Origin of the sequence: Pseudomonas sp. NPDC087804 (assembly GCF_044742965.1) — a bacterium.
GTDB lineage: Bacteria > Pseudomonadota > Gammaproteobacteria > Pseudomonadales > Pseudomonadaceae > Aquipseudomonas > Aquipseudomonas rustica.
Genome location: NZ_JBIUVN010000039.1, coordinates 24,571 through 37,506 on the forward strand (window position 1 = coordinate 24,571; position 12,936 = coordinate 37,506).

Consider the following 12,936-nt stretch of genomic DNA (forward strand, 5'->3'; position numbering starts at 1 on the left):
AGGCATGCACAGCGAGTTTCCCACCGAGTCCAGTTACCGCATTCAACGCGAACAGTTTCTCGCCGCCGCCAATGCCGCCGGGGCGACAATCACCTCCTACGCACATCCGCGCTGTGGCCCGTTTGGCGAGCCGTTGAGCACCGACGTCGCCGTGCTCGGTGACCCGCAGGCGGAAAAGCGTCTGGTCGCGCTCAGCGGCACTCACGGCGTGGAAGGCTATTACGGTTCCGACTGCCAAATCGATTGGCTGAAAGCATTCGCACCCGGCTCGCTGCCCAAGGATGTCGCGGTGATCATGGTTCACCTGATCAACCCGTGGGGCACCGCGTGGCTGCGTCGAGTCAACGAAGACAACATCGACCTCAACCGCAATCACCTGGATTTCACCGAAGCATTGCCGGATAACCGTGCTTACGCGGCATTACACGATATCTACGCCTGCACCGACCTGAATGGCCCCGAGCGTCAGCGCGCCGATGCCTTGCTCGATGCGCAGATCAACGAACACGGCTGGCCGGCGGTGATGTCGATTGTCGAGGGCGGGCAGCACAGTCATCCGGATGGATTGTTCTATGGCGGTCGGGCGCCGAGCTGGTCGAATCGCACGTTGCATCAAATCATCGAAGCGCATCTGGCTGGCGCGGACACCGTGATGTGTTTCGACCTGCACACCGGCGCTGGCGAATACGGTCATCCGATGTTGCTGACGATCACCCAAACGCCGTACCCGGCACTCCCCAAGGCTCGGTCGATTTACGGCCCATGGCTTTACACGCTGCACACCGGCGCCGACACCCTGAGCGAAACCGGCGTCGCCGCGACCGCCACCGGTTACACCTCGCAGGCATTGCTCGATGCCTTGCCGGACGTGCAATTGATGCCGTTCGTGATCGAGTGCGGAACGTATCCGGGCGCGGATGTGCATCGGTATTTACGTGACGACCATTGGTTGCATCTTCACGGCGATCCGCTGGATGCGACGGGAAGGGTGATCAAACTGAATCTGCTGGAACAGTTCTACCCGGCCGATCCCGACTGGCGGGCGATGGTGGGTTTGCGTACCCGGCAAATCTGGGCGAAAGGATTGGCGGCACTGGCAGGCTGAAACGCTGGAAGAGGGGAGAAATCCCCTCACCATAAAACCGGCGCTTTTCTCGAGGCATAAAAAAACGGCCTACCTTTCGGTAAGCCGTTTTTAGTACTTGGTGGCTACACAGGGACTTGAACCCCGGACCCCAGCATTATGAATGCTATGCTCTAACCAACTGAGCTATGTAGCCAAGTGGCGCGCATTATTCCCCTGAAATGGAAAAGCGTCAAGCGTAAATTTAAAAATTTTTTCTACGCTTTCAACCGTTTATCAAAATCACTGGCTCAGCAGCGGCGAAGGGCAGCGTTGGAACCAGCGGCTGGCCTGTTCATACGCGTGCGCCAATTGCAGAACAGCGAAGTCTGCCTGGTGCTTGCCGATGATCTGCAGCCCCATCGGCAAACCCTGCGCATTGAATCCAGCCTGAACGCTCGCCACCGGGCAACCCGATAACGTGCCGGGGATCACCACTTCCATCCAGCGATGATAAGTGTCCATGCTCACGCCATCGATCGACGTCGGCCACGGCTGGGTTTTATCGAACGGAAACACCTGAGCGCTCGGCAACAACAGGTAGTCGTATTTTTCGAATAACTTCGAGATCGCCCGATACCAATCACTGCGCACCGCCGATGCGGTAAACACTTCGCTGGCGGAAAGCTGCAAACCGTTTTCCACTTCCCAGATCGCTTCCGGTTTCAACAGCGCTCGTTTTTGTGGATCGGCATAAGTCGCGCCCAACGAACCGGCGACCATCCAGTGCCGCAACGTGCGCCAACTGCTCCACAAGCGCTCAGGCGCGAAACCCGGATCCGCTGCCTCGACGTGGCAGCCAATGCTTTCGAAGTCGCCGAAGGTCTTCTCGCACAGCGACAGCACGCCGTTCTCCATCGGCAGATAACCATTGAGGTCACCCAGCCAGCCCAGCCGTGTGCCTTTGAAATCACGTTCCAGCGGCGCGGCAAACGCCTCACCGGATTCGGCGATGGACAGCGGCGCTCGCGCATCGGCGCCGGCCTGCACTGACAGCAGCAACGCCGCGTCACGCACGCTGCGCGCCATCGGGCCTTCGTAACCGAGTTGATCGATAAACAGATCGGCACTGTCATCAAACGGTACGCGACCCTGCGACGGGCGGAAGCCGAAGATGTTGTTGAACGCCGCCGGGTTGCGCAGCGAGCCCATCATGTCGCTGCCATCGGCCACGGGCACCAGATGCATCGCCAGCGCCGCGCCAGCGCCACCGCTGCTGCCGCCGGCGGTTTTGCTCGGGTCATACGCGCAACCGGTGGCGCCGAACAATGGGTTGTAGCTTTGCGAGCCGAGGCCGAATTCCGGGGTGTTGGTCTTGCCGATGATGATCGCGCCGGCATTTTTGATCCGCTCGACCATGATGCCGTCGCGCTCGGGCACAAAATCCTTGTACAGCGGCGAACCCATGGTGGTGCGAATGCCACGGGTCAGCGACAGATCCTTGATCGCGTGCGGCAGGCCGTGCATCCAGCCATGGTATTCGCCGCGCAGCAGTTCAGCGTCGCGCTGATCGGCCTGAGCCAGCAGATCTTCAGGCGCTTGCAGGCTGATCAACGCATTGACCTTGGGGTTGAAGCGTTCGATGTGCGCGAGATAGGTCTGCATCACTTCGCGGCAGGAAACCTGGCGCAGGCGAATGCGCTCGGCGAGCTCATGGGCCTGCAACAGGACCAGTTCGCTGATGTTATTAGAATTCATTGCAAGCAGCCTTTAAGACGACTGGAAAAACGCCCCGGCCTCGCGCCGGGGCGGCAGGGATCAACGCATCAGGTTGGTCCAGAGACGGTCGGCCACACGGATCGAGCCTTCGCCGCAGGTCTTGCTGAACACCACTTTGGTGCCTTGCGGAATGTGCAGCTCCGGCGCGTCCTTGAGCGAGGCATCGAGGAACGGTTCGACGCCTTTGATCGGGCTCTGATGCTTGAGGAAGTTCTGCGTCATCGCCGCGTTTTCAGGCTGGCTGAGGAACGCAATGAACGCCTTGGCATTCGCTGGATTCTTGCTGCCGGTCGGAATGACCATGTTGTCGACCCACGCCAGCACGCCTTCCTTCGGGTACAGATATTTCAGCGTCGGTTTCATTTCGCGGGCGCGCATCGACGAGCCGCCCCAGAACATCGACATGTCAATTTCACCCGAAGCGAGGTTTTCGCGGATCGAACCGGCCTTCGAGCTGTAGGTTTTCACGTACGGTTTCTGCGCCTTGAGCAACGTCAGAATCTGCTGCATCTGCTTCGGATCTTCGGTGCACAACGGGATGTCGAGGTAGAGGCTGGCCATGTCTACCGCATCGCTGACCGCGTCGAACATGTTGATCCGGCCTTGCAGTTCGGCCGGCGGCTCATACAAGACTTTGTAGCTGTCGGCCGGGCCGCTGTAGCGCGCGGTGTCGAGCACCACGCTGGTGGTACCCCAAATGAACGGCACCGAATACGCGCCCTCGGGATCCCAGCTTGGCTTTTTCAAGTTGTCGGCAACGTTGGCGTAATACGCTTCTTTGACCGGGTCGAAGCGCTCCAGCAGTTTTTCCTGAATCAGGATCGGCACGAATTGATGCGACGGAATCGCCACGTCATAACCGGCGCCGCCCTGTTTCAGTTTTGCCAGCAGCGTCTCGTTGGAATCGTAGGAATCGACGGTGACTTCGATGCCGGTCTGCTTCTGGAATTTGGCGAGAATCTCTGGCGAAAAGTAGCCGCTCCAGCTCACCACGTTGAGTTTCTCGGCGGCCTGAACACTCACGGCCATGGTCAGCGGCACAGTCAGGAACAACGAAGTGCCGACGCTTTTTATCCACTTGCTCATGTCATTTCCCCACGGTAGGTAGAAGGTTCAGGCGTTCTTTTTGCCCAATAGGTAAGAGAGGCTGACGAACAGCACCGAGACGCCCAGGATCAGCGTCGAGACGGCGTTGACGTCGGGTGTCACACCCATGCGCAGCAGGCCGAAGATGAAGATCGGCAGGGTGGTGGTGCCGGCCTGCGAGACCATCATCGAGATCACGAAGTTATCCAGCGAGACGATGAAGGCCAGCATCAACCCGGAGAAAATCCCCGGCATCAGCAGCGGCAGCGTGACCTTGCGAAAGGTGCGCCACGGGCCGGCGTAGAGATCGGCCGACGCTTGCTCCAGCGACAGATCCATATCGTTCAGACGTGCACGAATCGGCAGGTAGGCGAAAGGAATGCAGAACACCGTGTGCGCGATGATCAGGTTGCCGTAACCCAGCGACAGGCCGATGGTCGAGAACAGCGCGAGCGTTGCCACGCCGACGACGATTTCTGGCAACACCAGCGGCAACATGATCGCGCCCATCGACAGTTGCAGGCCTTTGAACTTGGCCCCGCGCGAGGTACCGAGCGCGGCGAGGGTGGCAATCGCCGTGGCAATAACGCTGGCGCACACCGCGATCAACAGGCTGTTGCTGGCGGCCTGGCGCAAGGCCTGATTGGCGAACGCGGCGCGGTACCAGTCGAGGCTAAAACCAGTCCACACCGTCGCCGACTGATTGGCGTTGAACGAGAACACCACCAGCACCACGATCGGCGCATAGAGGTACAGATAGAACAGAAAACTGAAGCCGCCGAACCCTGGAAAGTCCTGCACGCCCAGCCCTTTGCGTTTGAATAAAGCCAGCATCACGCACCTCCTTTGGCGATGCGCTGACGCTCGGCGCGCAGGGCATACACGGTCAGCACCAGCATCACCGCAGCCATCAACACCAGCGACAGCGCTGCACCGAACGGCCAGTTACGCGAGTCACTGAACTGGCGGAAGATCAGGTTGCCGAGCATCATTCGCGTGCCGCCGCCGAGCAGTTCCGGGGCAATCATCGCGCCCAGGCACGGTACGAAGGTGAGGATGGCGCCGGCGAGAATCCCCGGTTTGGCGATCGGCAGGACGACTTTGCGCAAGGTGCGCACGCGGCCGGCGTAGAGGTCCTGCGCAGCTTCGAGCAGGCGAATGTCCATTTTTTCCAGCGTGGCGTAGATCGGCAAAACCACGAACGGCGCGTAGGTGTAAACCAGCCCCAGCAGCACCGCGCCGTCGGTGTACAACAACTGCAACGGCTCATGGATGACGCCCATGCCCATCAGGCTGTTGTTGATTACGCCGGTGTTACGCAGCAGCAAAATCCACGCATAGGTGCGGATCAGCAGGTTGGCCCAGAACGGCACGGTGATCAGAAAAATCAGCAAGCCGCGCCGATGCGCCGGTTGCATCGCCAGCCACACGGCGACCGGAAAACCGATCAGCAGGGTGATGATCGTGGTCAGCCCGGCGATGCCGATCGAACGCAGGGCGATGAGCAGATAGGAGTCGGTAAACGCCAGGCTGTCATCCATTTGCCGCTCGAACAGCAACGAGGTGTACGCCTCACTGCTGAAGACTTTATTGACCCCGCCGTAGGGGTTGGCTTCCATCAGCGAATAGCCGATGACAATCAGGATCGGCACCACCAGAAACAGGCAGATGGCGGTCAGCGCCGGGCTGACCCCGAGGAAACTCTGGAAGGCCTTGCGACGTTCCAGCGTGTTGGCAATCGGTAAGGCGTGCATGGCAATTTCTCCGGCTCAATCGTGCAGGACGCTGGCGCTACCACGGTCAAACAGCAGACCGGCCTGGGAGCCGACGGCAAAGCGCAGGCTCTGGTCGACGCAATTGGGCGTGCGCACGGTGAGACGCGAACCGTCGCTGAGGCTGACCTGATATTGCAGGTCGGTGCCAAGGTAGATCTGCGCGTCGATCCGGCACGGCAAGGCAGCCTCGGTAGTGGCCGGCACCAGATGCAGGCGCTCGGGGCGAACCGACAGCGATACGCTGGCGCCGACCTGCACGTCATCGCACGCTTGCGCCGGCAGCGGATGACCGGCCGGCCCGGCGAACCACGCCTGACCGTCTTCCACACGAGTCACGGTGCCTTCGATGAAATTGGTTTCGCCGATGAAGTCAGCGACGAAGCGATTGCGCGGACGTTCGTAGATTTCTTCCGGCCGCCCGACCTGTTGCACTTCGCCTTCGGAGAGCACGGCGATGCGGTCGGACATGGTCAGTGCTTCTTCCTGGTCGTGGGTGACGAAGATGAAGGTGATGCCGGTTTTCGCCTGAATGGTTTTCAGCTCTTCGCGCATGGCCTGACGCAGCTTGAGATCGAGTGCCGAGAGCGGCTCATCAAGCAGCAACACTTTTGGATGCGGCGCCAAAGCGCGGGCGAGGGCGACACGTTGTTGCTGGCCGCCGGACAGTTGCGCCGGTTTGCGATTGGCGAAGCGTTCCATCTGCACCAGCGCGAGCATCTCGCGGACACGTTCGCTGATTTGCGCCTTGGTGAGGACTTTGCCCATCGGGTGCGATTCGAGGCCGAAGGCCAGGTTTTCAGCGATGGTCATGTGCGGGAACAGCGCGTAATGCTGAAACACCGTGTTGACCGGCCGCTCGAAGGGTGGGCGATCGGCGATGTTTTCGCCGTAGAGGAGAATCTCGCCTTCGGTGGGAAATTCGAAACCGGCGATCATCCGCAGCAGCGTGGTTTTGCCGCAGCCGGAAGGGCCGAGAAGGGTGAAGAATTCGTTGTCGCGGATATCCAGATCAATGCTTTTCAGCGCCACTGAACCGGTGTGCGGATCACCGTATACCTTGCGCACCGAGCGGATTGATACCGCCAGTGTTTGCAGCGAATGCAGGGCATTCATGCGTTACCTCCGATTCCCCCATCGCCTGCGGTTCGCTCTGAAAAGCGTTGCCGTCGGGCCATGGATATTATTTTTTTGGGCAGGATCGAGATTGCGTTCGGGTGTAATAACCAGCTGTTTTTTTGTTCTGCTGTGGCTCGATTATCAGCCAGGGGTTGCGCAGGGCGACACTTCAATTTAAACATGGCAGCTGTTAGTTAATTTAATAGCCAAAGGTGCCAGGAATCATGCCCGACCACCGATTGCCGCCGCTGAATGCGGTGCGTGCCTTTGATGCCGCCGCGCGATTGGGCAGCTACGTCGAAGCCTCGAAAGCGCTGCACGTGACCCAGCCTGCGATAGGCCGGCATGTGAAATTGCTCGAAGACTGGTTGGGCATTCAATTGTTCGAGCGCACCTCGCGCGGGGTCAACCTGACCCCGGCGGGCGAGAAATACCACCGCAAGATCAGCGCCGCGTTGCAGTTGATCATCGAGGCTGGTAAGGAAGCGCAACCCAAAGACGCCGAACGCTGGCTGCGGATCATGGTGGTGCCGGGGTTCGCCAAGCGCTGGTTGATGCCGCGCATCGAAGCGATGCGGCACCTGCGGCCGGGGCTGAAATTTGCCATCGAACCCAACTCGACCTTCACCGAAGTGGACGGCAAAAGTGCCGATCTGGGCATCGTCTACGGCCTCGACGGGGAGTACGCCGATTCGCGGGAAGCGCTGATTTGCCCTCGGGTGTTTCCGATTTGCACGCCGGAGTATCTGGCGAGCATCGATCCTATCGACAGCCCGGGAGATCTGATCAAGCACGAGCTGATTCACGTCGATGACGGCGAGTGGTGGAATCTGTGGTTCGCCGCCCATGACCTCGATATCCACCTCAAATCCGACCTGCTGTACGTCAACAACGATCACGCCTTGTCAGTGGCCGAAAGCGGGCAGGGCATTGCGCTGGCCAACGAAGTGCTGGTGCGCCATGAACTGGCCAGCGGCAAACTGGTGCGCGCGATTGATGATGAGGTGAAGCTGGAAAGTTACCGGGTGCTGACGCCGTCCGCCGAACTCTCGGCGGACGCCGTGTGGTTTATCCAGTGGCTGAAAACCGAGCTGGAAAAGGACTTCCCGCAAGCGGTGATCAGTTGAGGCGAAAGCGCGCCGTGTTCTCGCTCAGTGCCTGGCTGCCGAGGCGTAGGGTGTCTGCCGCGAGGTTCACCGCTCGCGCGCCTTCGAGCAAACGCACCGCCGCTTGATCGACCTGCTGGATATTGCCGCTGACTTCATCGGCGGTGCACGCCTGTTCCTCTACCGCCGTGGCGATTTGCGCGAGGGTGTCGGTGACGCTCTGCACGGCACTGGCGATTTCGCCCAACCGTTCGCCAAGCCCGGTGACTGACTCGGCATCGGTTTGCGCCTGGCCGCAGGCAGCTTCCATCAAACTCACGGCTTCGTTGACCGTTGCGCGCAGGCTGTCGACCGTTCCGGCAATCTGCGCGGTGGATGATTGCGTGCGTTGCGACAGGCTGCGCACCTCGTCCGCCACGACGGCAAAACCGCGCCCCTGTTCGCCGGCGCGCGCCGCTTCAATCGCCGCGTTGAGCGCCAACAGGTTGGTCTGCTCGGCCACCCCGCGAATGGTGTCGACCACCAATTGAATCTGCTGGCCTTGCTCGCTGACCCGACCCAGCGCCGCAGCGGTGTCGTTCAAACGCTGATTGAGCTGTTGAATACTCGCGGTGGTGCGCTGACTGTCGCGGCTGCTGTCGGCGGCGATACGCTGGGTCTGCTGAGCGCTGCCGGAAGCCTGTTCGCAACTTTGCGCCACGCCTTGCGAGGTCGCGGCCAATTGCGTGGCCGCAGCGGCGATCTGGCTGATCTGCAACTGCTGCGCTTCGACTTCGCCGAGGGCACCGCTGGAGTGATCGTTGAGGCTGCGCACCGCGTCGCTCAGTTGCGAAGTCTCGTGATCGACTCCGAGCATACTGCTGCGCAGTTGCACCACCGCGACGTTGAGCGCGGTGCTGATCGCCGCCAGTTCATCGCGACCCTCCACCGGCACTTGCAGGCTGAGGTTGCCATCGCGCAGGGCTTCCGCGAGCAAGGTAATGCCGCTGGCGCTGCGACGAATCGAAGCTTGCAGGCAGATGAACAGGTACAGCGCCGCGAGCAGCAGGCACCCGAACACGGCGGCGACGATGATGAACTGACGGATCGCTGAACCGTGGTAGGCATCGAGTCGTTGATCCAGCGAGACCAGCGATTGCTGGCGCAGGGCGGCGAGATCCGTCAACAGCGCATCGAGGCTGCGTTCGAAGTCTTCCGGTTTGAGATTGATGCTGCCGCCAAACACGCCGTCGTCCAGCACCTTCAGGCCGCTGTCGAGGTGTTTGAGGCTCTCGTGGTATTGGCTGGCCCAGCTCTGCTGATCTTTCGGCAGGCGTGCTTCCAGCAGCGTGGCGGTTTTCACCAGTTGCTCGCGGGCGTCACCGATACGGCTGCGCAGATCGCGCAACTGCAAACGGCTTTGCAGGGTGAACTGGCCCGAGACTACTGAGGCCTGGCCGACGGCAGCGAGGCGACCGACGCGTTCAATCAAGTCCGGCGCATGTTGCGTGGAGATTTGCGTCAGCAGATAGGTTTCCAGCCACGGCGCGAGGGTCAGGCGATTGTCCATGACGATCTGCTCGCGCAACGCTTGCAGGGCGCTCAGGGCGTTGGTGAAACGGTCATAACCGTCCGGCCACCAACCGACGCCGCTGAGGCTTTTTGAATCCAGTCCATTGAGTGCGGTTTGCAGCGTTTGGTAGCGGCTGAGGGTTTCACCTTCCGCGCCTTCGTTTTGCAGGGCATTGCCCAGATCCGTGGTGGCTTGCACAACCGCCGGTTGCACCGCGTCGAACGCGCCCATGGCGGCGAGGGTGGCCGGTGTCGGCTGACGATTGGTTTCGGTGGCGCGCCAACGGGCGGCACGGTCGCGTTGGGCGGCGAGCAGGTTGTCCAGCGCATCCAGCGCGAGCAACTGGCGCACGCCGGCACGTTCGCCGGCAATCAGATTGAGCTTGTCGCGATAGTCCTGGCCGATCATCAACAGGCTGCCGGCCAACGGCAAAATGAACAGCAGAAACAACAACTGGAATTTACCCGCGAAGCCAAACCGCCCCAGCAATTTGATCCCCGGTGAAAGGAAAGCCTGCATGCCCCATGACTCCTCTGGACACCACGCACCATCGGCGTGCATCGCGGTCGTTCGACGTTGATGTTGTGCCCTGCTAAAAGGCCTCGAAAGTTCACTCTCACCCGCTCTGTAGGCAGGTTCTGTAGCGAAACTTCCCATTGTCGATCACCTTTGTAAGGCGACCGCGTTCAGGGGCAGTAGCAAGGCAAGATTCAGACCATGGCGTTGGGCTATCACCTAAATCCCGTCCCCTGTAGGAGCTGCCGAAGGCTGCGATCTTTTGATGTTGTTTTTTAAAAGATCAAAAGATCGCAGCCTTCGGCAGCTCCTACACGATTGGGTGATTCAGGTCAGGGTGGTTAGTTAGCTGGCTAAGGGGATGGCGCTCACGCACTGAAAAATGGCACATTGACGCACCTGCCTGCGTGCACCCATCTGCTGTCCGGAATCTTCCATGGCTATCAGCAACGTTCAGACCGCCGCTGCCTCGGCGCCCACTGCTCCCCAAAGCAGTCCATTGGTGATGCGAATTATCGGCGCGGTGGCGCTGGCGCATCTGATCAACGACCTGATTCAGTCGGTCTTGCCGTCGATCTACCCGATGCTCAAGGCCAATTACGGCCTGACCTTTACTCAGGTCGGCCTGATCACGCTGACCTTCCAACTGACTGCGTCGCTGTTGCAGCCGTGGGTCGGTTATCACACCGATCGGCATCCGAAACCGTGGCTGTTGCCGGCGGGTTCAATCTGCACATTGATCGGCATCGTGATGATGTCGATGGTCGGCAGTTTTCCGATGATTCTGCTGGCGGCGGCGCTAATCGGCATCGGTTCCTCGACGTTCCACCCCGAGGCCTCGCGGATTGCGCGGCTGGCTTCCGGTGGACGTTTTGGTCTGGCGCAATCGACCTTCCAGGTCGGTGGTAACGCCGGCTCCGCATTCGGCCCGTTGCTGGCGGCAGCGATCATCATTCCGTTCGGTCAGGCCAACGTCGCGTGGTTCGGTTTGTTCGCGGTGTTTGCGCTGTTCGTGCTGTACCGCATCAGCCGCTGGTACGCGCACCACTTGAACCTGTTCAAGCTCAAAGCAGGTCAGGCAGCGACTCACGGACTGTCGAAGGGCCGGGTGACCAGTGCGCTGGTGGTACTGGGCCTGTTGGTGTTCTCCAAGTATTTCTACATGGCCAGCCTCACCAGCTACTTCACCTTCTACCTGATCGAGAAGTTCGACCTGTCGGTGGCGAGTTCGCAGTTGCACCTGTTCCTGTTCCTCGGTGCGGTAGCGGCGGGCACCTTCTTCGGCGGGCCGATTGGCGACAAGATCGGCCGTAAGGCGGTGATCTGGTTCTCGATCCTCGGCGTGGCACCGTTCACGCTGCTGATGCCCCACGTTGATCTGTTCTGGACGACCGTCCTCAGCGTGGTGATCGGCTTCATTCTGGCCTCGGCGTTCTCGGCGATTGTGGTGTACGCGCAGGAACTGGTGCCGGGCAACGTCGGGATGATTGCCGGGGTGTTCTTCGGTTTGATGTTTGGTTTCGGCGGGATAGGCGCGGCGCTGCTCGGGCATCTGGCGGATATTCACGGGATTGAGTACGTGTATTACCTGTGCTCGTTCCTGCCGCTGTTTGGCGTGTTGGCGATCTTCTTGCCGCGCACCAAAAAGGCCTAAGATCAAAAGATCGTCCGATCGCGGCCCGAGCCTCCGGCAGCTCCTACAGGTGATCCCATGTAGGAGCTGCCGGAGGCTGCGATCTTTTAACAATCTTTCAGGCACAAAAAAGCCGCGTATCAAACGCGGCTTTTTCTTGGGCGTAACGCTTACACGTTAAAGCGGAAGTGCATCACGTCGCCGTCTTTGACGATGTAATCCTTGCCTTCCAGACGCCATTTACCGGCTTCTTTAGTACCGGCTTCGCCCTTGTACTGGATGAAGTCGTTGTAGGCGATCACTTCGGCGCGGATGAAGCCTTTCTCGAAGTCGGTGTGGATCACGCCGGCAGCCTGAGGTGCGGTCGCACCGACTTTGATGGTCCAAGCGCGGACTTCTTCAACACCGGCGGTGAAGTAGGTCTGCAGGTGCAGCATTTCGTAGCCGGCGCGGATCACGCGGTTGAGGCCAGGCTCTTCCAGGCCCAGGGCCTCGAGGAACATGTCCTTCTCTTCGCCGTCATCGAGCTCGGCGATTTCCGCTTCGATCTTGTTGCAGACCGGAACCACCATGGCGCCTTCTTCTTCGGCGATGGCGCGAACCACGTCGAGGTGCGGGTTGTTCTCGAAACCGTCTTCAGCGACGTTGGCGATGTACATGACCGGTTTGGTGGTCAGCAGGTGGAAGCCCTTGATCACTGCCTTTTCGTCAGCGTTCATGTTCTTCATCAGGCTGCGCGCAGGCTTGGCTTCGGTGAAATGCGCGATCAGTTGCTCCAGCAGGCCTTTCTGAACCACTGCGTCCTTGTCACCACCCTTGGCGTTACGCGCGACTTTCTGCAGTTGCTTCTCGCAGCTGTCGAGGTCGGCGAAGATCAGTTCCAGGTCGATGATTTCGATGTCGCGCTTCGGGTCGACGCTGTTGGAAACGTGGATCACGTTCTCGTCTTCGAAGCAGCGCACGACGTGAGCGATCGCGTCGGTTTCGCGGATGTTGGCGAGAAACTTGTTGCCCAGGCCTTCACCTTTCGAGGCGCCGGCAACGAGGCCTGCGATGTCGACGAATTCCATGGTGGTCGGCAGGATGCGCTTTGGATTGACGATGGCCGCCAGAGCGTCCAGACGCGGATCCGGCATCGGCACGATGCCGCTGTTCGGCTCGATGGTGCAGAAGGGGAAGTTTTCGGCCGCGATACCGGATTTGGTCAGGGCGTTGAACAGGGTGGACTTGCCGAGGGGTGGCAGGCCGTCGATGCGGCTATTGAATCCCCTGGTGTTTCCCCGCGGTGTAGAGTGAGGCGTTCTGGCTGT

Annotated in this window: 10 protein-coding genes and 1 tRNA gene; 3 read left to right on the plus strand and 8 right to left on the minus strand. The window is 60.2% G+C overall.

Features of this window, described 5'->3' with window-relative positions:
• Window positions 1–4 precede the first annotated feature (4 nt).
• Window positions 5–1,105 carry a DUF2817 domain-containing protein gene (locus ACIOMO_RS26495; protein WP_401244420.1) on the plus strand — a complete coding sequence of 367 codons (1,101 nt, stop codon included), beginning with the start codon at window positions 5–7 and terminating at the stop codon, window positions 1,103–1,105.
• 98 nt (window positions 1,106–1,203) lie between these two features.
• Here ACIOMO_RS26495 and ACIOMO_RS26500 read toward each other — a convergent pair.
• The 6 genes from ACIOMO_RS26500 to ACIOMO_RS26525 form a co-directional block, all read right to left on the minus strand.
• Window positions 1,204–1,280, minus strand: a tRNA-Met gene (locus ACIOMO_RS26500).
• A gap of 86 nt (window positions 1,281–1,366) precedes the next feature.
• The gene (locus ACIOMO_RS26505; protein ID WP_401244422.1) at window positions 1,367–2,821 is read right to left on the minus strand and encodes an amidase; all 1,455 of its coding nucleotides are present in this window, start codon (window positions 2,819–2,821) and stop codon (window positions 1,367–1,369) included.
• 60 nt (window positions 2,822–2,881) lie between these two features.
• Window positions 2,882–3,928: an extracellular solute-binding protein gene (locus ACIOMO_RS26510; protein WP_401244424.1), complete on the minus strand. Its 1,047-nt coding sequence runs from the start codon at window positions 3,926–3,928 to the stop codon at window positions 2,882–2,884.
• Between the two features lie 27 nt (window positions 3,929–3,955).
• Window positions 3,956–4,762 (minus strand): ABC transporter permease, encoded by an 807-nt coding sequence (locus tag ACIOMO_RS26515; protein ID WP_401244426.1) that lies wholly within the window; start codon window positions 4,760–4,762, stop codon window positions 3,956–3,958.
• A complete protein-coding gene (locus tag ACIOMO_RS26520; protein WP_053123801.1) occupies window positions 4,762–5,682 on the minus strand; it encodes an ABC transporter permease in 921 nt (306 codons plus the stop codon). Before ACIOMO_RS26520 ends, ACIOMO_RS26515 begins: the two co-directional genes overlap by 1 nt.
• 15 nt (window positions 5,683–5,697) lie before the next feature.
• Complete coding sequence (locus ACIOMO_RS26525) at window positions 5,698–6,816, minus strand: ABC transporter ATP-binding protein (RefSeq protein WP_401244428.1); 1,119 nt, start codon at window positions 6,814–6,816, stop codon at window positions 5,698–5,700.
• A 227-nt stretch (window positions 6,817–7,043) separates the two neighbouring features.
• Between ACIOMO_RS26525 and ACIOMO_RS26530 the strand changes: the two genes are divergently transcribed.
• Complete coding sequence (locus ACIOMO_RS26530) at window positions 7,044–7,946, plus strand: LysR substrate-binding domain-containing protein (RefSeq protein ID WP_401244430.1); 903 nt, start codon at window positions 7,044–7,046, stop codon at window positions 7,944–7,946.
• On the opposite strand, the gene ACIOMO_RS26535 is transcribed toward ACIOMO_RS26530, so the two are convergent.
• Window positions 7,939–9,996, minus strand: a complete 2,058-nt coding sequence (locus ACIOMO_RS26535) for a methyl-accepting chemotaxis protein (RefSeq protein WP_401244432.1) — start codon at window positions 9,994–9,996, stop codon at window positions 7,939–7,941. The two genes, ACIOMO_RS26530 and ACIOMO_RS26535, sit on opposite strands and share 8 nt — an antisense overlap.
• Window positions 9,997–10,429: 433 nt before the next feature.
• On the opposite strand from ACIOMO_RS26535, the gene ACIOMO_RS26540 reads away from it, so the two are divergent.
• Entirely contained in the window at window positions 10,430–11,647 is a 1,218-nt protein-coding gene (locus ACIOMO_RS26540) for an MFS transporter (RefSeq protein ID WP_401244434.1), read from the plus strand.
• Between the two features lie 149 nt (window positions 11,648–11,796).
• Here the strand turns inward: ACIOMO_RS26540 and ychF are convergent, their stop codons facing one another.
• Window positions 11,797–12,879, minus strand: a complete 1,083-nt coding sequence (gene ychF / locus ACIOMO_RS26545) for a redox-regulated ATPase YchF (RefSeq protein WP_401244438.1) — start codon at window positions 12,877–12,879, stop codon at window positions 11,797–11,799.
• Window positions 12,880–12,936: the final 57 nt, after the last annotated feature.

Coding starts and splice junctions, on each gene's coding strand:
- ACIOMO_RS26520 (WP_053123801.1), bottom strand. CDS start 5,682: ATGCACGCCTTACCGATTGCCAACACGCTGGAACGTCGCAAGGCCTTC.
- ACIOMO_RS26495 (WP_401244420.1), top strand. CDS start 5: ATGCACAGCGAGTTTCCCACCGAGTCCAGTTACCGCATTCAACGCGAA.
- ACIOMO_RS26525 (WP_401244428.1), bottom strand. CDS start 6,816: ATGAATGCCCTGCATTCGCTGCAAACACTGGCGGTATCAATCCGCTCG.
- ACIOMO_RS26530 (WP_401244430.1), top strand. CDS start 7,044: ATGCCCGACCACCGATTGCCGCCGCTGAATGCGGTGCGTGCCTTTGAT.
- ACIOMO_RS26515 (WP_401244426.1), bottom strand. CDS start 4,762: ATGCTGGCTTTATTCAAACGCAAAGGGCTGGGCGTGCAGGACTTTCCA.
- ACIOMO_RS26510 (WP_401244424.1), bottom strand. CDS start 3,928: ATGAGCAAGTGGATAAAAAGCGTCGGCACTTCGTTGTTCCTGACTGTG.
- ACIOMO_RS26540 (WP_401244434.1), top strand. CDS start 10,430: ATGGCTATCAGCAACGTTCAGACCGCCGCTGCCTCGGCGCCCACTGCT.
- ACIOMO_RS26505 (WP_401244422.1), bottom strand. CDS start 2,821: ATGAATTCTAATAACATCAGCGAACTGGTCCTGTTGCAGGCCCATGAG.
- ACIOMO_RS26535 (WP_401244432.1), bottom strand. CDS start 9,996: ATGCAGGCTTTCCTTTCACCGGGGATCAAATTGCTGGGGCGGTTTGGC.